The organism is Alteriqipengyuania halimionae (assembly GCF_009827575.1).
Lineage (GTDB): Bacteria > Pseudomonadota > Alphaproteobacteria > Sphingomonadales > Sphingomonadaceae > Alteriqipengyuania_A > Alteriqipengyuania_A halimionae.
In genome coordinates this window covers 2,230,681-2,251,285 of sequence record NZ_WTYR01000001.1, presented here as the reverse complement: position 1 = coordinate 2,251,285, position 20,605 = coordinate 2,230,681, and the positions used below count along the sequence as shown (strand labels likewise).

18 protein-coding genes are annotated in these 20,605 nt (G+C 64.2%); 14 read left to right on the top strand and 4 right to left on the bottom strand.

Features of this window, described 5'->3' with window-relative positions; translation table 11 throughout:
• Nucleotides 1–163: 163 nt before the first annotated feature.
• On the bottom strand, nucleotides 164–1,846 hold the full coding sequence (locus GRI68_RS10775; protein ID WP_234028781.1) for an alkaline phosphatase D family protein: 1,683 nt from the start codon (nucleotides 1,844–1,846) through the stop codon (nucleotides 164–166).
• Between the two features lie 159 nt (nucleotides 1,847–2,005).
• On the opposite strand from GRI68_RS10775, the gene GRI68_RS10770 reads away from it, so the two are divergent.
• The 10 genes from GRI68_RS10770 (at nucleotide 2,006) to GRI68_RS10730 (ending at nucleotide 13,066) form a co-directional block, all read left to right on the top strand.
• A complete protein-coding gene (locus tag GRI68_RS10770; protein WP_160617246.1) occupies nucleotides 2,006–2,191 on the top strand; it encodes a hypothetical protein in 186 nt (61 codons plus the stop codon).
• The gene (locus tag GRI68_RS10765) at nucleotides 2,188–2,808 is read left to right on the top strand and encodes a hypothetical protein (RefSeq protein ID WP_160617245.1); all 621 of its coding nucleotides are present in this window, start codon (nucleotides 2,188–2,190) and stop codon (nucleotides 2,806–2,808) included. Before GRI68_RS10770 ends, GRI68_RS10765 begins: the two co-directional genes overlap by 4 nt.
• The gene (locus GRI68_RS10760; RefSeq protein ID WP_160617244.1) at nucleotides 2,805–3,014 is read left to right on the top strand and encodes a helix-turn-helix transcriptional regulator; all 210 of its coding nucleotides are present in this window, start codon (nucleotides 2,805–2,807) and stop codon (nucleotides 3,012–3,014) included. The genes GRI68_RS10765 and GRI68_RS10760 overlap by 4 nt, the downstream gene beginning before the upstream one ends.
• A gap of 14 nt (nucleotides 3,015–3,028) precedes the next feature.
• The gene (locus tag GRI68_RS13905; RefSeq protein WP_267902105.1) at nucleotides 3,029–3,151 is read left to right on the top strand and encodes a hypothetical protein; all 123 of its coding nucleotides are present in this window, start codon (nucleotides 3,029–3,031) and stop codon (nucleotides 3,149–3,151) included.
• A gap of 65 nt (nucleotides 3,152–3,216) precedes the next feature.
• A complete protein-coding gene (locus GRI68_RS10755; RefSeq protein ID WP_160617243.1) occupies nucleotides 3,217–4,287 on the top strand; it encodes a YjgN family protein in 1,071 nt (356 codons plus the stop codon).
• The gene (locus tag GRI68_RS10750) at nucleotides 4,288–5,466 is read left to right on the top strand and encodes a M48 family metallopeptidase (protein WP_160617242.1); all 1,179 of its coding nucleotides are present in this window, start codon (nucleotides 4,288–4,290) and stop codon (nucleotides 5,464–5,466) included. It abuts the gene before it with no gap.
• Complete coding sequence (locus GRI68_RS10745; RefSeq protein ID WP_160617241.1) at nucleotides 5,463–6,218, top strand: alpha/beta hydrolase; 756 nt, start codon at nucleotides 5,463–5,465, stop codon at nucleotides 6,216–6,218. The genes GRI68_RS10750 and GRI68_RS10745 overlap by 4 nt, the downstream gene beginning before the upstream one ends.
• 5 nt (nucleotides 6,219–6,223) lie before the next feature.
• Nucleotides 6,224–6,973 (top strand): tetratricopeptide repeat protein, encoded by a 750-nt coding sequence (locus GRI68_RS10740; RefSeq protein ID WP_160617240.1) that lies wholly within the window; start codon nucleotides 6,224–6,226, stop codon nucleotides 6,971–6,973.
• Between the two features lie 129 nt (nucleotides 6,974–7,102).
• Entirely contained in the window at nucleotides 7,103–11,836 is a 4,734-nt protein-coding gene (locus GRI68_RS10735; RefSeq protein ID WP_160617239.1) for an NAD-glutamate dehydrogenase, read from the top strand.
• A gap of 3 nt (nucleotides 11,837–11,839) precedes the next feature.
• A complete protein-coding gene (locus GRI68_RS10730; RefSeq protein WP_160617238.1) occupies nucleotides 11,840–13,066 on the top strand; it encodes an NAD(P)/FAD-dependent oxidoreductase in 1,227 nt (408 codons plus the stop codon).
• Here GRI68_RS10730 and queG read toward each other — a convergent pair.
• Nucleotides 13,050–14,135: a tRNA epoxyqueuosine(34) reductase QueG gene (gene queG, locus GRI68_RS10725; RefSeq protein ID WP_160617237.1), complete on the bottom strand. Its 1,086-nt coding sequence runs from the start codon at nucleotides 14,133–14,135 to the stop codon at nucleotides 13,050–13,052. The genes GRI68_RS10730 and queG overlap by 17 nt on opposite strands.
• A 46-nt stretch (nucleotides 14,136–14,181) precedes the next feature.
• Between queG and GRI68_RS10720 the strand changes: the two genes are divergently transcribed.
• Genes GRI68_RS10720 through msrB form a run of 4 tightly spaced genes read left to right on the top strand, consistent with a single transcriptional unit; the run spans nucleotide 14,182 to nucleotide 18,296 of the window.
• Nucleotides 14,182–15,123, top strand: a complete 942-nt coding sequence (locus tag GRI68_RS10720; protein ID WP_160617236.1) for an ABC transporter ATP-binding protein — start codon at nucleotides 14,182–14,184, stop codon at nucleotides 15,121–15,123.
• Nucleotides 15,120–16,367: an ABC transporter permease gene (locus GRI68_RS10715; RefSeq protein WP_160617235.1), complete on the top strand. Its 1,248-nt coding sequence runs from the start codon at nucleotides 15,120–15,122 to the stop codon at nucleotides 16,365–16,367. Before GRI68_RS10720 ends, GRI68_RS10715 begins: the two co-directional genes overlap by 4 nt.
• Nucleotides 16,368–16,412: 45 nt before the next feature.
• The gene (locus tag GRI68_RS10710; protein WP_160617234.1) at nucleotides 16,413–17,747 is read left to right on the top strand and encodes a cytochrome P450; all 1,335 of its coding nucleotides are present in this window, start codon (nucleotides 16,413–16,415) and stop codon (nucleotides 17,745–17,747) included.
• 48 nt (nucleotides 17,748–17,795) lie between these two features.
• The gene (msrB, locus tag GRI68_RS10705; protein ID WP_160617233.1) at nucleotides 17,796–18,296 is read left to right on the top strand and encodes a peptide-methionine (R)-S-oxide reductase MsrB; all 501 of its coding nucleotides are present in this window, start codon (nucleotides 17,796–17,798) and stop codon (nucleotides 18,294–18,296) included.
• A 124-nt stretch (nucleotides 18,297–18,420) separates the two neighbouring features.
• Here the strand turns inward: msrB and GRI68_RS10700 are convergent, their stop codons facing one another.
• Together GRI68_RS10700 and GRI68_RS10695 are read right to left on the bottom strand one after the other, a co-directional pair.
• Nucleotides 18,421–20,181 carry a hypothetical protein gene (locus GRI68_RS10700; protein ID WP_160617232.1) on the bottom strand — a complete coding sequence of 587 codons (1,761 nt, stop codon included), beginning with the start codon at nucleotides 20,179–20,181 and terminating at the stop codon, nucleotides 18,421–18,423.
• Between the two features lie 7 nt (nucleotides 20,182–20,188).
• Nucleotides 20,189–20,599: a GtrA family protein gene (locus GRI68_RS10695; protein WP_160617231.1), complete on the bottom strand. Its 411-nt coding sequence runs from the start codon at nucleotides 20,597–20,599 to the stop codon at nucleotides 20,189–20,191.
• Nucleotides 20,600–20,605 lie beyond the last annotated feature (6 nt).

The following is a 20,605-nucleotide window of genomic DNA, read 5'->3' as shown; positions in this document are numbered from 1 at the left end:
GTTGAAAGCTCTGCGATTTCGGGAGGACGCCGCACCACCCGAAACCGGGTGGCGGCGGTGCGACTAGCGCGCGACCGACCGCCCCCGGAGCGCCGGGGTGGTAGTCGTCGTGGTGGTCACACGTTTGGCCATGCGGACAAGATAGTCCGGCGGCGCGGCCCGATCAAGTTTCGAGTGTTCTCTCGCCGTTGCGCACGCTTTCGCGATGGGTGGCGGCCAGGGCCGTGGATCGCGAACGGATGCCCGACAGGAAGCGATATTCGCTGGTCGCACGCGTCGGTGTCAGCTCGACTGCCATGTAGCCGCGGCGCGAGCTTTGGGCCCAGCGCAGTTGCGGATTGGCCTCCACCAGGGCGCTGGCGAGGCGGTCTGCCGGGATCTGCGGCAGATAGCTTTCGAACCCCGGCGATGTCACCGATTGCCCGCCGAACTCCACGCCGACGCGGTCACCATCGTGATCGAGGTCGAAGGCCCAGGCATTGTGGGTGTCGCCGGCGAGAACGATGAGATCGGCATCGGCGGCAAGCGCGCTTTCGAACAGGCGCGCGCGGGCGGCGGGATAACCGTCCCATGCGTCCATGTTAAGCGGGAGGCCAGCCTTTGCGGCCAGCGCTCCGGCACGGACACGTTGGCGGACATAGTCGGGCACATCGTCGCCGAGCGAATCGGCCAATCCGGTGGGTGTCGAAACCGAGCCCGTCAGCACTTGCTGGACGAGCACCTGCCATGTTGTGCCGTCACGCTTCGATTGCCCGAGTCCCTCGCTCAACCAAGCGCTTTGCGCTTCGCCCATCATGTTGCGCGACGGGTCGAGATACTCGCCATCATGGAAGCGGGAAAGCGCGGCCATCATCTCGTCGGGCGAGGTCTTCCCCGAAATCACCTTGCCGATCGAGAACTGCTCATCGCGCCCGGTCAGCCGGGTTTCGAGCCGGAACAGCGTAGCCAGGTCGCCGATATCGTAGCGCGCATAATCGACCTCGTCGTCGACTGGCATCCATTCGCGATAGGCGCGCATGGCGGCGCGCTTGCGCACGCTCCAGTCGCCTTCCGTCTCGGGCTGGTGGTTCTCGGCCCCGCCGCGCCAGGAGTCGTTCGCGCTCTCGTGGTCGTCGATCACCGCGATCATCGGGTAGAGCTGGGTCAGGCGACGCAGATCCGGATCGCGGCGATAGAGTCCGTGCCGCGCGCGGTAATCGGCCAGCGTAACGATCTCGTTCGTTGGATCGAGCCTGCGATCGGCCAGCGCCTGTTCGACCGAGGGATAGGTCCCGCGGCCGTATTCATAGAAATAATCGCCCGTGTGCACGATCATGTCGAACGCGTCTTCGGCGGCGGCATGGGCGTAGGCGTTGAACCACCCGAAGCCGATATTGGAGCAGGAGAACACCGCCATCCGCCACCGCTCGGTCGGGCCGAGCGGTAGTGTGCGGGTTCGGCCCACCGGAGAGATCGACCCATCGGGTGATACGAAGCGATAATAGTACCAGCTATCCGGTTCGAGCCCGTTGACCTTGGCCTTGCAGCACCAGTCGCGATCCGGGGTAGCCGAAGCCTCGCCCCCGGTAACGATGCGCGCAAAGTCGGCCGTGTCGCTCAACTCGTAAGTGAGCTTGGCGGGCGAGTCGGCAACGAAACGAGTCCACAACAGCACGCGATCGGCCCCGGGCTCGCCGCTGGCAACTCCGTGGGTGAATCCGCGTTCGCCGGACTGAGCTAGCACCGGCGATCCAGCCAGGGCGGTTGCCAGCACCCCTGATTTGAGCAGCGTTCGCCGATTGATCACGGCGGTGGCGTGCGATCCTTTGGCGGTCGATTCGGTGGCAGGCGGTTCGGTTGGAATCATCGGGCTCTCCATTCGCGCGCCGCTTGCCTCGCACAGATGACTGTATGGTGACAGCCGAGCGCAACGAAAGGCAAGGACACGCTCCTTTTTGGAAAGGGAGCTTGACAGCACCCACAATGCATGACAAACAGGCTTTACATCAAGAAAAGGACCCTTGCCATGAAACAGATTTATCAAGCGCTCTTGCTCGCCGCGGCGATGCTCGTTGTCGCGCTGCTCGCCAGAATCGGGATCGTGCCCGAGAGAGTGGCCCAGATCGCGCCCTTCGCGCTGCTGGCGCTGTTCCCCGGCGCGTGGCTGGGTTCGCGCGGATCGTGCAATTTGCTGGCGAGGATCCGCTCGTGAGCGCGGGCGGAGAATCGCAATCGCGCCGCGCGCCCTATTCCCGCGCGGGGCTGCTGGGCGGGATGATGCTGGGCACGGCGGCGGCCATTCTCGGGCTCAAGATCAGCGGGGCGATCAATCAGTCCACGGCTTATATCCTCGCGATCATTCCGGTCGCGCTCATGTTCGCCTTCTTTCGCCACGCCCATGGCGCGGCGAAAACCGGGAAGGGCGCGAGCACCGCCGCGGCGCGTTACACCCGCGGTATCATGGCGAGTTCGCTGGCATACATGCTGGGGCTCGGCATCGCGCTGTGGGTCTGGCGCAATCTTGATCCGTCAATCGGTCTGACCTGGGTGCTGGCAATGCTTCCGATCATCCCGATTTTCTGGATGATCTATGTCATGGGTCGCTATATCGCCGAAGAAGCCGACGAATATCTCCGGCATCGCGCGATCATGGCTTCGCTGGTCGGATTGGGCGCAGTGCTGGCGATTGGTAGCTTCTGGGGATTCCTCGAAACCTTCGAACTGGTCCCGCATGTGCCCGGCTGGTGGGCCGTGCCGATCTGGGCATTTGGAATGGGGATCGCGCAAGGCGTTCAGGCCCTGCGCGACCGCAACGGGGCCGGCGCGTGAAGAACCGCCTGAAGGTGCTGCGGGCCGAACGCAACTGGTCGCAGCAGGACCTTGCCGAGAGGCTTGAAGTTTCTCGCCAATCGGTCAATGCGATCGAAACCGGGCGCTACGATCCCTCGTTGCCGCTTGCGTTCAGGATCGCGCAAGTTTTCACGATGCAGATCGAGGATATCTTCGCGCCGGAAGAACAGGGTTCGCAAAGCTGAGGGGGGCTCGGGCGATGAAACGACTATCATGGATCGCGCTGATGGCCGGCACTCTGCTGCTTGCAGCCTGCGGCTATAGCGAGGCGGGCGCCTGCGACGAGCCGCATCACGGTTTGACGCTCCCCGTGCTGATGTAGCTGCGACAGCCGGTTGACGCGCGCCCGATAATCGCGAGAACTGCGACCCCGACGAGGGGGACAGAATGGACGACCAATTGCCGGAGGCGCAATCCGCGTTTCGGTTTCACGGGAGCTGGCGCGAATTCGCGCCAATCGCCTTTTCCAATTTGCTGCTGACGATCGTCACTCTGGGCGTCTACCGCTTCTGGGCAAAGACGCGCGAGCGACGCTATCTGTGGAGTCGTACGCAATTCATCGATGAGCGGCTCGAATGGACCGGGACCGGCAAGGAACTGTTCTTCGGTTTCATCCTCGTGATCGTGCTGTTCTTCGGCCCCTATTTCATACTCACCTTCGTGATCCAGAGGCTGATCTTCGACAATGATCCAGCGGCTGCCGGGTTGCTGCTCTTCGCTGCCTTCATGATCACCTTCTACCTCGGTGGCGTCGCACTGTTTCGCGCCCTGCGTTACCGGCTGGGCCGCACGTACTGGCACGGAATTCGCGGCGGCGCGGACGATCGCGGATGGCGATATGGCTGGTCCTATGTGTGGCGGTGGATCGTCGGCTACCTTGTCATGGGCCTTCTCGTCCCTTGGACCATGGTTACGCTGTGGAACGAGCGCTGGAACAAGATGAGCTTCGGCCCTTTCCGGTTTCGCGCCGATGGCGAGTCGGGTGCACTGATGAAGCGCTACCTGCTGTTCTACCTTGCACCCTTCATCCTCGCGGTGGTGGGTGGCGTCCTGTTCGCGAGTTCGATCGGACTTGCGCAGGGCCGTGTCGAAGCGGCTGCGGCGATTGTAGCTCTGGTGATGATCCTCTCGGTCTATGTCGTTCTCGGCCTGATTGCGCTGTTCTTCTACGCCAAGTATTTTCGTGTGGCGATCTCGGGCCTGAGCCTCGAACGGCTCGATTTCCATTTCAGTGCGAGCACGAAGGACTGGTTCAAACTGTTCCTTGTCGACGTCCTACTGGCGGTAGGCACGCTTGGGATCGGGTTGATCTTCCTGGGCTATCGCCACTGGAAATTCTTCATCGTCCATCTGGAAGCCTATGGCGAAATCGATCTCGACCTGTTGACCCAGTCGGACACGGCGCGCGCGCGTCACGGTGAAGGCCTGCTCGACGCCTTCGACATGGGGGCATTCTAGATGGCCCGCTTTCCCGCCTGGCATTACGATGGCGAAGTCGCCTTGCGCCGCTATGTGCTGATCGAGCCGCGCGGCGCGCGCTTTGTGGTGATCGAAAACGACAGGGAGATCGGCGACTACGCCTTCGCCGACCTCGCCTTTGCCGACGAGCAAGGCGAGTTCCTCGTCTATCGCCACGAGCACATCGACGGGTATCGCCTCGGCATTGCCAACCCGCCTCCGCCGGAACTGGCCGGTCTCTTGCCGCCCGAGAAACGCTATGGCTGGTTTATCGATCGAATGGGGCTGCTTCCTTCCGCCGGTGTGCTCGCCGCTATCAGCGCGGTCGTGGCGGCGGTGGTGCTGACGTCCCCGGCCTGGATCGCGCCATCGGTGCCGGAGAGGACCGAGGCGCGAATGGGCGAATGGCTGTTCGACGATTTCGGCGGCCGCGTCTGTTCGACGCCGCAAGGCCAGGCCGCGCTGGCAAAGCTCGCAGCCAAACTCGACGGGCGGGGGGAGAACCTCAAGGTCGAAGTGGTCAATATGCAGATGGTCAACGCAGTCGCCCTCCCCGGCGGGCGCGTCTTGCTGTTCGACGGGCTGCTCAATGAAGCTGAAAGCCCCGACGAAGTCGCCGCCGTGCTGGGCCACGAGATCGGCCATGTGCGCAAACGTCACGTGATGCAGTCGCTGATCCGCCAGATGGGACTTTCGGTTCTGCTCGGCGGGTTCGACGGCAGCGGCGGGTCGACCGTGTCGGGCCTGCTCTCGCTCAGCTATTCGCGCGATGCCGAAAGCGAAGCCGATCGCTACAGTATCGAACGGATGAAAGCGGCCGATATCTCGCCCGAAGGAGGCGCGGCATTCTTCGAGCGGCTGGGCGGCGAGGACCGTTCCTATTCGCGGGTCGATACCGCGATCGGGTATCTTTCCAGCCACCCTCATTCCGCCGATCGCAAGGAGGTCTTTCGCAAGGCGGTCGGCAAGCGGCGTTACCGCCCCGCGCTGAGCGAGGAGGAATGGTTTGCCTTGCAGGACATGTGTGCGGACGACCCCGATGTAGCCGACAGCGCAACCGTCTTCACGGTGACGCGCTCGGTTGATGAAGACGGGAATGTGGTGGAGAACCACGTCGAAGGAGGCAAAGCGCGGGGGCCTGTCACAACCATCGACGTGCCGCCGCCGACGCGAAGATGACGACGCCTAGCTTCCTCGATCTCGATGACGGTCGTCGGATTGCCTATCGTCACACGGCTGGAGCTGGTTCGCTCCTGGTGTTCCTGCCCGGCTACCTGTCCGATATGGAGGGCGGCAAGGCGACTGCCTTGTTCGCATGGGCTCAGAAAGTGGGCCGCGCCTGCCTGCTGCTCGATTATTCCGGCTGCGGCCGCAGTGCGGGCGATTTCGCCGATGGCACGTTGTCGCGCTGGCGCGACGAGGTAGTGGCAGTGATCGACCACGTCATAGGCGCGCGTTCGGATGAGCGCGTGGTGCTCGTCGGATCCTCGATGGGCGGCTGGTTGATGCTGATAGTCGCACGCGCCCTGGGCGATCGCTGCGCTGCGATGGTCGGGATCGCGGCAGCGCCCGACTTCACCGACTGGGGTTTCGATCCGGAGCAGAAGTCGCAGCTCGAGGCGGGCGAGACGATCTTCGAAGACAATGATTACGGCTATCCGCCTGCGCCGACCCACCCCGGTTTCTGGCGCGACGGCCAGGCCAACCGCCAGCTCGATGCGACCATTCCCGTGATATGCCCCGTCGTTCTGCTTCAGGGACAGCGCGATAGCGAGGTGCCGTGGGAAACCGCGCTCCGGCTGATGTCAGCGCTTGGTTCAGACGATGTGCAGCTGGTGCTCGTCAAGGATGCCGATCATCGCATGTCGCGCGAACAGGACGTCGCGCGGCTGCTGACGACCATCGCGCAGCTGCTCGACCGTTTGGACTGAACATCGTGACTCTTACCGCCGCATTGCTCTCCTTTGCCCTCCAGGCCCAGCCCTTCGCCTCCGATCCCCGCTTGGCCGAGTGCCTCGAACAGGCGCGCACCGATCCTGCGACCGCGATTGCGACCGGTGGCAGCTGGCTGGGCGAGACGTCGGGGTCCAGCACCGCAGCGCCGCAGACCTGCCTCGGCGTGGCCTATACGAGGCTGCTGCGATGGGAAGCCGCGACCGACGCGTTCGAAGCGGCGCGCGAAGCGACCCCGGAAACAGATCTGGCAGGCCGTGCACGCGTCGGTGCGATGGCGGGCAATGCGGCGCTTGCCGTTCCCGATCCGTTGCGCGCGCTGCCGCTTCTGCGCACCGCACGCGACGATGCGCGCGTCGCTGGATTGAACGAACTGGCTGGAGAGACCGCCGTCGATCTCGCCCGTGCGCTGGTCGCGCTGGACCAGTCAGAAGACGCTGCCGCAGCGCTGGCCGACGCGCGTTCCGACGCCCCCCAGTTCGCGCTGGGCTGGTTGCTTTCGGCCACGCTCGCGCGGCGGATGAACGATCTCGTCGCGGCGCAGGGATTCATCGAAACGGCTGTTGCGCTCGCTCCGGAGGATCTGGATGCCGGCCTTGAAGCGGGTGTGATCGCGGCGCTCGACGGCCGTATCGACGCGGCCCGCGCAAGCTTTGAATCGGTGGTCGCACTCGGCCCTGCCTCGCCGCAGGCGAAGACGGCCAACGCCTATCTCGAACAGCTCACCGAATAGCCGCTCCGCCCCGCAACGCGACCCTTGCGATCATCGTATGCGAGGCGCATAGGCCCGCCCCAAGAGCCGTGCTGCGGAGTGAGGTCTTCGGGTGCGGGAGAGGATATAGCGCCCGGCTGGAGTTTTTTCATGGCGGCGAAGAAAAAGGCGGCGTCAGCGTCGCAATCGAAATCGAACTCGGTCCGCGTGCCCGCCAGCATTGCGAAGGAAATCGGCCGGCAGATGGCGGAATCGCTGCTGCCCGACGATCCCGAGCTCAAGGGCAAGCATCTCGATGAAGCGGTGAAGTTCACGGCGCGCGCGGCGATGCAGCGCGATGCCGACGAACCGGCCTTCGCCATCGAGTCGATTACCGGAACCGCCAGCGAACGGTTCATGCGGATCGCGATCGTCAATGACGACATGCCGTTCCTGGTCGATTCGATCGCGTTGACCCTGGCCGAGGCCGGTGCGGCGATCCATCGCCTGGTGCATCCGGTGATCTGCGTGAAGCGCAACGACAAGGGGCGCCTGCAGGATGCGCCGCGCAAGGTCGACACCGAGTGCAAGCGCGAATCGATGATGTATATCGAGACCGACCGGCTCGATGCCAAGCATCGCAAGGAACTCGAAAAATCGCTGCGCCTGACGTTGGCCGACGTCCGTGCGGCAGTCGGCGACTGGTTGCGCATGCAGGAAACGATGCGCGCCGATACCGAGACTATCTCGGACACCGAAGGGGCGGCACTCCTTCAATGGCTCAATTCGGGCATGCTCACCCAGCTTGGCCATGTCACCCGCCACCGCGACGGGTCGCATTCGGATGTGCTCGGCATCTGCAAGAAGAGCAGCAAGACCGTGCTGTTCGACAAGAGCTACGAGCGCGCGTTTAAATGGTTCGATGATGCCGGCGACGGCCCGCGTTCGCGCGCGCCGCTGATCATCAAATCCAACCGGATGAGCAAGGTCCACCGGCGTGTGCCGCTCGATCTGTTCATCATTCCGGTGCACGAAGACGGCGAGGTCGCGGCGCTTTCGGTACATGCCGGAACCTGGACCAGCGCAGCGCTGGCGGCGCCCGCCACGCAAATCCCGGTGCTGCGCTCGGCGCTGGCGCATATGATCGACAAATTCGATTTCGATCCCGGCGGGCATGCCGGCAAGGCGCTGGTCCATGCGCTGTCGACGCTGCCGCACGATCTCGTAATCGGCTTCGAAAGCGAGGACCTGGAACGCGTGGTCATGGCGATGATGAGCCTGACCGACCGCCCGCGGCCCAAACTCTCGCTCGTCCGCGCGCCGCTGGCACGGCACCTGTTCGCCTTCGTCTGGCTGCCTCGCGATACGATCTCGACGACGGTGCGCCGCCAGATACAGCAGATGCTTGGCGAAGCAGCCGGTGCCGAACTGCTCGACTGGAGCCTCCAGGTCGAAGGCGGCAATCTGGCGATGCTGCGTTTCGTTTTCGATATCCGCAAGGGCCAGAAGATGCCCGACGAGGAACGCCTCGATCAGCGATTGCAGGAGATGGTGCGCGGCTGGAGCGAAGCGGTCGAAAGCGAACTCGCGCAGCATGAAGAGCCTTCGCGCGCGCTCGCCATCGCCAACCGTTTCGCAGCGGCATTCCCACTCGGCTATCGCGCCAATTACGGACCGGTCGAGGGCGCGACCGACATTCGCCGCCTGCGCGCGCTGCCCGAAGAGGACAACGAGGACGGCTTCCCGATGCGGGGCGCGCGTTTCCACCGCTTCGGCGAGGCGCAATCGGATCGCCTGCATCTCAAGATCTACCAGAAGAAGGGCGTGCTCGCGCTCTCCGATGCGGTCCCCGCGCTTGAGAATTTCGGTTTCCGCGTGCTGGGCGAAGTGCCGACGCGGCTCGAAGACGGCGATCTGGGCACGATCCACGATTTCGAGCTAGGCCTTCCGCCGAGCGTCGATTCGGACTCGCTGCTCGCACGAGCCGAGACCATCGAAGCGGCGATCTCAGAAGTCCTCAACGGTAACGCCGAAGACGATTTTTTCAACTCGCTGATCGTCGCCGCCGAACTCGAAGCGCGCGAAGCAGAATGGTTGCGGGCATGGTTCCGCTATCTGCGCCAGACGGGAATGGGTTTCGGCCTCGCAACCGTAGTGGCAGCGCTGCAGAATGCACCGGTCGTCACGCGCGGATTGATCGCGCTTTTCCGAGCGCTGCACGATCCCGAACATCCGAAGGATCGAGACGGCGCGGCCAAGAAGGCGCGCGAAACGATCCGCACGGGCCTGATCGACGTGGCGGCGATAAACGACGATCGCCTGCTGCGGCTGTATCTGAAAACGATCGACGCGATCCTGCGGACCAACGCTTTCGCCCCGCTGGGTGCGGCAGCGCTCGCGTTCAAATTCGATTCCGCTTGCGTCCCGGGCCTGCCCAAGCCTCTGCCCTGGCGCGAGATTTTCGTATATTCGCGCCGGGTCGAAGGCATTCATCTGCGCGCCGGGCCGGTGGCCCGCGGCGGCCTGCGCTGGTCCGACCGGCGCGACGATTTCCGCACCGAAATCCTCGGCCTGATGAAGGCCCAGCGGGTCAAGAACGCGGTGATCGTGCCGACCGGGGCAAAGGGCGGCTTCTATCCCAAGCAGCTGCCCGATCCCACGCAGGATCGCGATGCATGGCTGGCCGAAGGCCAGGCCAGCTACGAAGTGTTCATCACCGCGCTGCTTTCGATCACCGACAATCTGGTCGAGAACGCAGTGGTCCATCCGGAAGCGGTGGTCATCCGCGATGGCGACGATCCCTATTTCGTGGTCGCCGCCGACAAGGGCACGGCGAGCTATTCGGACGTCGCAAACGGCATTGCTAACGAGTTCGATTTCTGGCTCGACGATGCATTCGCGAGCGGCGGATCGAAGGGCTACGACCACAAGGCGATGGGCATCACCGCGCGCGGCGCGTGGGTGTCGGTCCAGCGGCATTTCCTCGAAATGGGCGTCGACGTTCAGGAAGACCCGATCGAAGTGGTCGGTGTGGGCGACATGTCGGGCGACGTGTTCGGCAACGGCATGCTCCTGTCGAAGGCGATCAAGCTGGTTGCCGCATTCGACCATCGCGACATCTTCATCGATCCCGATCCCGATCCGGCGGTCAGCTGGAAGGAACGCGCACGCCTGTTCAAGCTGGGCCGGTCGAGCTGGAAAGACTACGACCAAAGCAAGATTTCGAAAGGCGGCGGGGTTTTCTCGCGCGCGGAAAAGACGATCAAGCTCAGCTCCGATGCGCGTGATGCGCTCGGCATAGAAGACGAAACGGTCGATCCCGAAACCTTGATGTCGGCAATCCTCAAGGCTCAGGCGGACCTGCTGTGGTTCGGCGGGATCGGCACCTATGTGAAGTCGAGCAGCGAGGCCAACAGCCAGGTCGGCGATCCGGCCAACGACGCGATCCGTGTCGATGGCGAGGACTTGCGCGTCAAGGCTGTGGGCGAAGGGGCCAATCTGGGCATCACCCAGGCCGGGCGCATCCAGTTCGCGCTGGCTGGGGGGCGGATCAACACCGACTTCATCGACAATTCGGCCGGGGTCGATTGCTCGGACAACGAGGTCAACATCAAGATCGCGCTCGCCGCGGCGAAACGCGATGGTAAATTGACCGAACAGCGTCGCGTCAACTTGCTCGAGAAGATGACCGACGACGTCGCTGCGATCGTACTCGACGACAACCGGCTTCAGGCGCTTGCTCTGTCGATTGCCGAACGCGGCGGATCGCAGGCGACCGGATCGTATGTCCGGCTGGTCGAAACGCTCGAGGATCGCGGCTATCTCGATCGCCGGACCGAAGGCATCGCCGATGGTGCCTCGCTGGTGCGCCGCGCCAATGACGGCCAAGGGCTGATGCGGCCCGAGCTTGCCGTGCTGCTGTCGTCGTCCAAGCTGGTGCTGCAGGACGCGATCGAAAACAGCACGTTGCCCGACGATCCCGCGCTCGAACGCGAATTGTACGCCTCGTTCCCCGAACCGATGCGCAAGAAGTTCAAGGAAGAGATCGCCAACCATCGTCTGCGCCGCGAACTGATCGCGACCAAGCTTGCCAACCGTATCATCAACCGGCTGGGGCTGGTCCACCCGTTCGAACTGGTGGAGGAAGAAGGCGTCAGCCTGGCGCAGGTCGCGTCGGCTTTCGTCTCGGCGGATCGCCTGTTCGACCTTCCCAAGCTGTTCGACGAGATCGAAACCACTCCGATGGACGAGAAGGCCCGGCTCGAACTGTTCGATCGCACGGCCTGGGCGATCCGCACGCATGTCGCCGACTTGCTGCGCAGCGGTGGCGGCGAATGCGAACCCAGTGTGCTGGTACAGAAGCTGTCGAGCGGCGTGGGCAAGATCGACAAGGCCAAGCAGCGCCTGCTCGCCGAAGAGGGACAGGCCTATTCGACCCGTATCCGGCAATCGATGCTCGATGCCGGGGCGCCTGAAAAGCTGGTCGAGAAAATCGCCGAACTGTTCGAGCTCGATGGGGCGATCGGCCTTGTCCAGCTGTCCTGCGAGAGCGAAGTGGCACCGGTCCAACTGACGAAGGCGTTCGTCGTTCTGGGCAAGGAGCTCGGTCTCGACTGGGCGCAGACCGCTGCATCGCAGATGAACCCGTCCGATCCGTGGGAACGGTTGCTGGTCGCCGGGCTGGCGCAGGATTTCCAGCATATGCGGTTGGCATTCCTGCGGCGCGTCGGGCGCGGCAAGCTGGCCAAGGATCCGGTCAAGGCGGTCGAGAACTGGTCCTTCAAGCATGCCGAGGCGATCGCGCAGTTCCGCTCGATGGTCCGGCGCGCGCAGAACGCCATTCCCGTGGCCGCTCCGATGCTGGCGCAGATTGCCAGCCAGGCGCGCAACCTGCTGCTGCGCTAGCCGATGGCGGAGAGCGCAGGAGCGATCATCGTCGGCACCGGCCATGCCGGAGCCCAGTGTGCGATCGCGTTGCGTCAGCGCGGCTATGACGGGCCGGTCCGGATGGTGGGGCGGGAGCAATGCCCGCCCTACGAGCGCCCGCCACTGAGCAAGGAATACCTTGCCGGGGAGAAGCCGTTCGAGCGCATCATGCTGCGCCCGGAGAAGTTTTGGGCGGACAAGGATATCGCGTGGCAGGGCGGCGCGGACGTCGTTGCGGTCGATCCGCAAGCGAAAACGGTCGCGCTCGCAGGTGGAGCAACCCTGCCGTACGAAACGTTGATTTGGGCGGCAGGCGGCGAGGCACGAAGGCTATCTTGTCCCGGCGCTCATTTGCCGGGCATTCACGCCATCCGCCACCGCGCCGATAGCGACGCGCTGCGCGCCGCTATCGAAGACGGCGCGCGCAAGATCGCGGTGATCGGCGGGGGCTATATCGGGCTCGAAGCAGCGGCGGTGCTGCGCAAGCAGGGGCTCGAGGTCGCGGTATTCGAGCAGGAGGACCGGCTTCTGAAGCGTGTGGCGGGGCGCGAAATCTCTGATTTTTACGCTGCCGAACACATGGCGCAAGGCGTCGATCTGCATCTGGGTTGCGAAGTGACCGGAATCGAAGGCGAGGACCGCGTCGAAGCGATTGCGCTCGCTGGCGGCGGCAGCGTCGGCACCGATCTGGTGATCGCAGGGATTGGCCTCATCCCCAATATCGCGCCCCTGCTGACCGCCGGTGCAACCGGAGGCCGAGGGGTCGATGTGGACGAGAATTGCCACACCTCGCTCGACGACGTCTACGCGATCGGCGATTGCGCGCTGCATGCCAACCGCTTTGCCGGTGGCGAAGTCATCCGACTGGAATCGGTGCAGAACGCCAACGACATGGCGAACACCGCTGCCCGCGCAATCACCGGCGATCCGATGCCTTACGATGCAGTGCCCTGGTTCTGGTCGAACCAGTACGACCTTCGGCTGCAGACGGTCGGGCTGTCGACCAACCATGACGAGCGCGTCCTGCGCGGCGATCCGGCGTCCCGCAGCTTCTCTGTCGTCTATCTGCGAGACGGCCAGGTGGTGGCGCTCGATTGCGTCAACGCAACTCGCGATTACGCACAGGGCCGACGCTTAGTCGAGGCTGGTACGAAGGCTCCGATCGAGGCGCTGGCCGATCCCGAGATCCCGCTCAAGTCGCTGCTATAAGTCGCGCTGCCGCCCACTCTGCCGCTTCGGCGACGACGGGATCGGGATCGCTACGCAAGGCTTCGACCGGCTCAACCAGATCTTCGTTGCCGCTATTGCCGGCGGCTATCAGGCAATTTCGCACGAAGCGGTTGCGCCCGATCCGCTTGATCGGCGAGCCCGAGAACAGGGCGCGGAAACCGGCATCGTCGAGTGCGAGGAATTCGGCGAGGCGGGGCGCGACCAATTCGGCCCGCGGCAGGAATTCCTTCCAGCGGTGGGCGGTGTCGGCAAACTTGTTCCACGGGCACACCGCAAGGCAATCGTCGCAACCATAGATGCGGTTGCCCATGGCGGCGCGGAATTCCTCCGGGATCGGCCCGGCATGTTCGATCGTGAGGTAAGAGATGCAGCGCCGAGCATCGAGCCGGTAGGGCTCCGGAAACGCGTCGGTCGGGCAGGCGCTTTGGCACTCGCTGCAAGATCCGCAGCGGTCGTCATGCTCGGGATCCGGGGCGAAAGGCAGGTCGGCGAAAACCGCGCCGAGAAACAGCCAGCTTCCATGCTCGCGGCTGACCAGATTGGTGTGCTTGCCCTGCCAGCCCAGCCCCGCCTTCTGGCCGAGCGGTTTTTCCATCACCGGCGCGGTGTCGACGAACACCTTCACCTGTCGCTCGCCCAGTCCGGCGCGCGCCGCCTCGGCCACCAGCCATCGCGCCAGCGCCTTGAGCTTCTTCTTCACCGCATCGTGATAGTCGCGCCCCTGCGCGTAGACCGAGATGCGAGCCGTATCCGGCTCGTCTTCATGGGCGAGCGGATCGGTCGACGGTGCGTAGCTGGCCCCCAGTGCAATCACGCTCATCGCGTCGGGCCAGAGCGACTGCGGGCCCTGCCGCTGGTGCGCGCGGGTTTCCATCCACCCCATCGCCCCATGCATGCCTTCGCCGAGCCAGCGATGGAGCCGCTGCGCCGTGGCGGGGTCGTCGGTTGCATCGGCAAAGCCTACCGCGTCGAAGCCCAGAGCGCGCGCTTCCTCGCGCACGCGCGCCTGGAGATCGCGTAGCGTCTCCGTCGATGGAGCTTTAACCATTGGCGCGCTAGGGGTCGGCATAAGACACGGGCTAGACAGGACAGGCATGGCACACAAGCTGGCGATCGAAGCGAAGGGTCTGCTCAAGCGGTTCGAAGGCACGTTGGCGGTATCGGGGGTAGACCTCGCCGTGCCCGCTGAATCGATCTATGGCATCCTAGGCCCCAACGGGGCGGGCAAAACGACGACGCTGCGCATGCTGCTCGGGATTATCGACCCCGATGAAGGCACGCGCACGCTGCTGGGGTCGGACGATCCGGTCTCGATGGCGCATGCGGTCGGCTATTTGCCCGAAGAGCGCGGACTCTATCCGGCGATGAAGGCGATCGAAGCGATTGCCTTCATGGGCGCGCTGCGCGGCCTTTCGCTTGCCGAAGGGCGCGAGCGGGGCCGAGAATTGCTCGAGGATTACGGTCTCGGCTACGCCGCCGATCGCGATGTGCGGCAATTGTCGAAAGGCATGGCGCAGACCGTGCAATTGCTCGGCACGCTGGTCCATCGCCCGCGACTGGTCGTGTTCGACGAGCCTTTCTCGGGCCTCGATGCGATCAACCAGGGCAAGCTCGAAGTGCTGATCCGTGATCTCGCCAAGGAGGGCACCACGGTGATCTTCTCGACCCACGTCATCGCCCATGCGGAAAGGCTGTGCGACGAGGTCGCGATCATCGCAGGTGGCCGCGTGCCGTTTGCAGGGCCGGTCGATGACGCGCGCGATCGCATCCGTCCGCGGGTCCGGCTCGAAACGCAGGCGCGCGACGGGGCATGGCGTGCCGCGCTGCCGGCAGGGCTCGAGCCCGAAGGAGCGTTCTGGAATTTCGAATTGCCCGAAAGCGGGGTCGAGCCGCTGCTCCGCTCGCTGATCGAAGGGCAGGCGGGGATCCAGTCGCTATCGATCGAGCGTGCGGGGCTGCACGATGCCTTCGTCGAGATTGCCGGTGAAGCGGCCGCACGCCAGCTCGAAGCGGACATGGCGGGAGAGAGGCGATGAGCGATATCCACGCAACCGATGCCCATACCGGTCGCCTCAGCCGTTGGCAGGCGGCGATGGTGATCGCGCGGCGCGATTTCCTCGCCATCCTGCTGAGCCGTACGTTCATCTTTTTCCTGCTCGGCCCGCTTTTCCCGATCGTGGTCGGCGTGTTGGCTGGCGGGATCGGATCTTCGGTGCGCGACCAGGTCGATCGTGCCGAGCTCGGCGTCATGCTGGCGCCCGCCGAGGCCGCACAGGTCGAGACGGCGCATGCGCGGCTCTTCCCGCAGCTCGATGCGGCACTGCCCGCGATCCAATTGCTGGATTCCGGCGACCCGAGCGCGGCGCTCAAGCAAAACGATCGCAATCTCGGCGCAGTGCTAACCGGTAGTATCGCCAAGCCCGAGCTGATCGGGACCGAAGATCAGATTGTCGCGTGGGAAGGCCCGATCGGACTGTTGCTGGCGGAAGCCAAGCGTCCCGATGCCGTGCCACAACCGCCTTCAATCACTTTGGTCGCGACCAGTTCGAGCACGGCCGATGTCACCCGCTCGCGCCTCGCAACGGCGCAATCGGGGCAGGTTCTGCTGTTCCTGCTGATCATGCTGCTCGCGGGCATGGTCCTGTCCAACCTCGTCGAGGAAAAGGGCAACAAGGTGATCGAAATCCTCGCCGCAGCAGTGCCGATGGAATCGGTCTTCCTCGGCAAGCTGTTCGCGATGCTTGCGGTCTCGATGGTGGGAGTGGCCGTCTGGGGCATCGTCGGCGGAGCGATCCATTATGCGGCAGGCAATTCGATACCGGTGCTCACCGAACCGGCGGTCGGCTGGCCGCTCTTCTTCCTCCTCGGCGTGATCTATTTCGCGATGGGGTATTTGCTGCTGGGCTCGGTGTTCCTCGCGATCGGCTCGCTCGCCACAACCGTTCGCGAAGTACAGACGCTCTCGATGCCGGTTACGATGCTGCAACTGATGGTGTTCTTCTTCGCTAGCTATGCGCTCGCGGCGACCGGAAGCTGGGTCGAATGGGCGGCGATCGTCATCCCGTTCAGTTCCCCTTTCGCGATGTTCGCGCGGGCGGCATTCGACGGTGCGATCTGGCCGCACCTGCTGGCGATCGCGTGGCAGGCGCTGTGCGTCGGCATCTTCGTGACGATGGGCGCGCGACTATTCCGTCGATGGGTGATGAAGAGCGGCCCTCGCGGTGCAAAGAAGCGCAGCGTGTGGTCGCGGGCATTCGGTCCCAAATCGAAACCTACTTGACTCGACCGCGTGGCCGGACCCATTCTCTCCCAAGGGAGAGAGAAAATGGCTACACAGACCAAGCAGGCGCATGCCTATCCGGGTGAGTATCGTTCGGCGCCGACCGCGCATGCGGCGTTGAAGGACTGGCTCGCCGCGCATCCGGACCACGAATTGCGACATCCACATCCGTTCGATGTCAGCCGCTCCGACATTTATCTGGAGGATCGCTGGCAGCCGATCTTCGCCGAAATGCGCGCCAAGGGGCCGCTGCATTACGTCGATGAATCGCCGTTCCGTCCGCACTGGAACGTCGTGAGCCACAAGGCGATCGCCCATGTCGAGGCGCTGCCCGACATCTTCTCGTCCTCGTGGGAGCATGGCGGGATCACGATCCTCGACCGGGCGGACGACGTTGCACCGGGGGAAGAATTCGAGCTGCCGATGTTCATCGCGATGGACCGGCCCGAACATACCGCCCAGCGACGCACCGTCTCGCCGGCCTTCACCCCGACCGAGATGAAGCGGCTCGAAGGCGATATCCGCCAGCGCACCGGGGCCCTGCTCGATTCGCTGCCGATGGGCGAGCAGTTCGACTGGGTCGAAAAGGTCTCGATCGAGCTGACCACGCAGATGCTGGCGATCCTGTTCGATTTCCCGTGGGAGGATCGCCATCTGCTGACCTTCTGGTCGGACTGGGCGGGCGATACCGAGATTGCCACCGTGCGCGAGCTCGACCAGCAGCGGCAGGAGATCCTGCGCGAAATGGGCGGCTATTTCGCCCAGCTCTGGGCCGACCGTTCGAACAAGGAACCGGGGCAGGACCTGATTTCGATGATGCTCCATTCGGACAGCATGAAAGCGATGCCGCCGCAGGAATTCATCGGCAATCTCGTGCTGCTGATCGTCGGCGGCAACGACACCACGCGCAACACGATGAGCGGCATCATCCATGAGTTCCACCGCTTCCCGGATCAGCGCAAGGCGTTCGAGGAAGACGCCTCGCTGATCCCCAATGCGGTGCAGGAGTGCATTCGTTTCCAGACGCCGCTTGCGCATATGCGCCGCACTGCGACCGAGGATACCGAGCTGTTCGGCGAGACCATCAAGGCGGGCGACAAGCTGGTGCTGTGGTATCTATCCGCCAATCGCGACGAAGAGGTGTTCGACGATCCCGACCGGCTCGATATCACCCGAGAGAACGCCCGCCGCCATCTCGCATTCGGCTACGGCATCCATCGCTGCGTCGGTGCGCGGCTTGCCGAACTGCAATTGCGCGTCCTGCTCGAAGAGATGCACGAACGCTGTTTGCGGGCGCAGGTGACCGGCGAGGTCGAGCGGACGCGCGCCAATTTCGTCCATGGTTTCAGGAAGCTCGAGGTAACGCTCGAAAAGTTCTGATGCTCGCGCGGGTGCAACCAATTGCGGCTTTCATCCGTATCTAGGGTCATGGATAGCGCACAACCCAGCTTCACGCGGCGCACGGCGATCGGCCTGACCGGCTCGGTCGCCCTCGCCGGTTTTCTCATCCTCAACGCGACCAATCCGGTTGCCGCGCGCGGTTATAGGATCCAGCGCAGCAAGGCCGAGTGGCGGCGACGGCTGTCCGATAAGCAGTTCTATATCCTGCGCGAAGCGGGCACCGAGGCGCCCTTCAGCTCTTCGCTCAACAAGGAGAAGCGCAAGGGCATTTTCCACTGCGCGGGGTGCAACAATGCGCTCTATTCTTCGGCCACCAAGTATGAAAGCGGCACCGGCTGGCCGAGCTTCTGGAAGCCACTCAAGGGTGCTGTCGGCACGTCGGACGATTATCGCCTGGTTGTACCGCGCACCGAAGTCCATTGCGCCGATTGCGGCGGGCATCTGGGCCATGTCTTCAACGACGGGCCGAAACCCACTGGCAAACGCTGGTGCATGAACGGCGCCGCGATGACTTTCCGCCCAGCCTAGCCTACTTCCCGCGATACCCGCCAGGTCGCTTGACGTTGCCGTCATCGTGGTGATGGTGCGCTCCAGATTGAGCGACGGGGTAAGGAATGGATGCGCTGCGGCGCCCACTGACCATGATAGAGCGCTAGGGCTCGCGGCGTACGCGCCAGACGCGCAAGCTCCCTGCATCGGGAAGGGCGACCGGTTCGAGCCAGTCGGGCACATCGTCCTCGACCAGCTGCGCGGCCAAGCCGCCCGGCGCAGCGCGGCGATAGATCGTGATCTCGTCGAGGTTCTCGCAGAAAGCGACATAATCGATCCCGCGTTCTGCAAACGTCTCCCGAGCCTCTTCGGACGACCCGAGAAACGTGCCGATGACGTCGGCAATCGCAGTGTTGGCGCGGTGGTGGCCCGTCGCGACCACGGCGTGGCGAGTATGGAGCAGGATGTCGGGGCCAAGATCGAGCTGGGCGAAGATCACGCCCGGAGGTTCTTTGTCGAGCGCGGCGAAGGCGGTGCCCACTTCGCAGGTTTCGTTATTCGCATCGGCCGTGCTGCGCTCGCCGGGCATCACGGTATGGGCAAGCAGGACCGGCCCGTCTGGCTGGATGATCAGCAGCAGCCCCGCAGCAGCGACGAAGCGTTTGCCGGGAGAAGGAGAACACACAAACGTGTCGAACGCTCGCCGCACCAGCCAGGCCAACGGGAGCAGGCACAGTACGGCGGCAAACGCCATCGAGCGCCAGACCAGCAGTCCAAGCATGCTCGTGGCAAGAAACAGCAGGAGGTAGTCAGACCACCAGGCGCGCGCTGATCCACGCGCGCGTCGCCAGAGCGTGACGACAGCGGCAAGCGCAAGCGCGAGATGGACCAGCATCGGCACGACGCGGACAGCGGTCTGCTTCCAGACGGGCATGCCTTCGGGTACGCGCGAATACCAATATTCACGCACAAGCGGATCGAGCGATCCGAATGGACTGCCAAGGCATTGCGGCGCGGCAGTGCCGAACGCGATCAGGGCGAGGGCACCTGTCGCGACCAGGAATACGATGTCCGCCACCCGCGACCGTGCCAGAAAGCGGTCGGCCAGCGTTACGCCTGCCGCCAGCACCAACACAGACATGATATGGGCAGGCGCAATGGCGTCGCAAAACGCACTCGCCCCGGTGAGGCTCCTGGTCACGAGAAAGATTAGCACCAGGCCCCCGGCGAGCGCCTGGACGAACGCGGACAGCAAGCGAGCATCGGCACGGCTGCGCAGCCTGCGGAGCAACAGGACGCCGCCTATCGCAGCCGCCAAGGGCAACAATTCGAGCGAGATCAGCAGCCCTGCAGCGCAAGCGATGCCTGCAATCGCACCGCCCATGGCCGGGCGTCGCGCGGCGAGTGCGGCGACGGCGATCGTGAAACAGACCGCCTGCCATCCATGGTGGTCGATCCGCATTGGCGAGAGCTGGAACGCGAGCGGGAAGGCGAGCACCGCGATGAAGCATGCGATCAGCGCGGTTGGCCGATCGAGCACGCGCTGCCCGAGCCATGCGATCGTCGCGACGAGTGCGCCGAAAGTCATCAGCGGCACGGCTATCAACGCGACATATTCTGCCAATGCCGCACCCAGCAGCGGGGTGAGCAGAGCAATCAGGGCGGCGATCGGGAGATCGACCAGTCGGGACCAGTGCATCGGAACCCCGGCGGGCGGATCGATGCGATACTGCATGGCATCGAACCAGCCCTGCCCTGTCAGCAGGTCACGCACCTGCACCATCCTCAGCGTATCGTCCGGGCCGGCCGGCAGGCCGTTGCGCAGACGTTCGACGGTGATGATCGCGAGCACGAGGCAGCCAGCGACCCAAGCCAGCAACACATGCAGCGCGAAGCGATCGCGAAACGGCCGGGCGGCTGCCATGACTGGCTCAGCCTTCCGCGCGGAAGACCACGCGGCTGCGGATCAGCCAGGTTACGACGAAGCTCGCCGCGACAGCTACGAGTTTGCCGAACAGCGGATCGCTTCCCAGAAAATCGAACAGCCCGACGATCCCGGTGGTCAGCGCGAGGCCGACCAGTGCCGATCCCACGAACAGGGCTTTCTGCACATGTCGCCCGCGCGCGCTGTTCGCCACGCGATCCTGAAACACGGCGCGGCTTGAAAACAGCCAGTGGGCCACGATACCGGCGCAGTAGGAAAGGCTGGCGGCGGCCGCAGCAGGCATGGCGACGGCCAGCAGCCCGAGGAACAGGCCCATATCGACCGCCAGCGCCCCAACGCTGGCGGCGATATAGCGCACTATTCGAATATCGATGACGTGGGTCCGGACAGCGCGCATGATCAC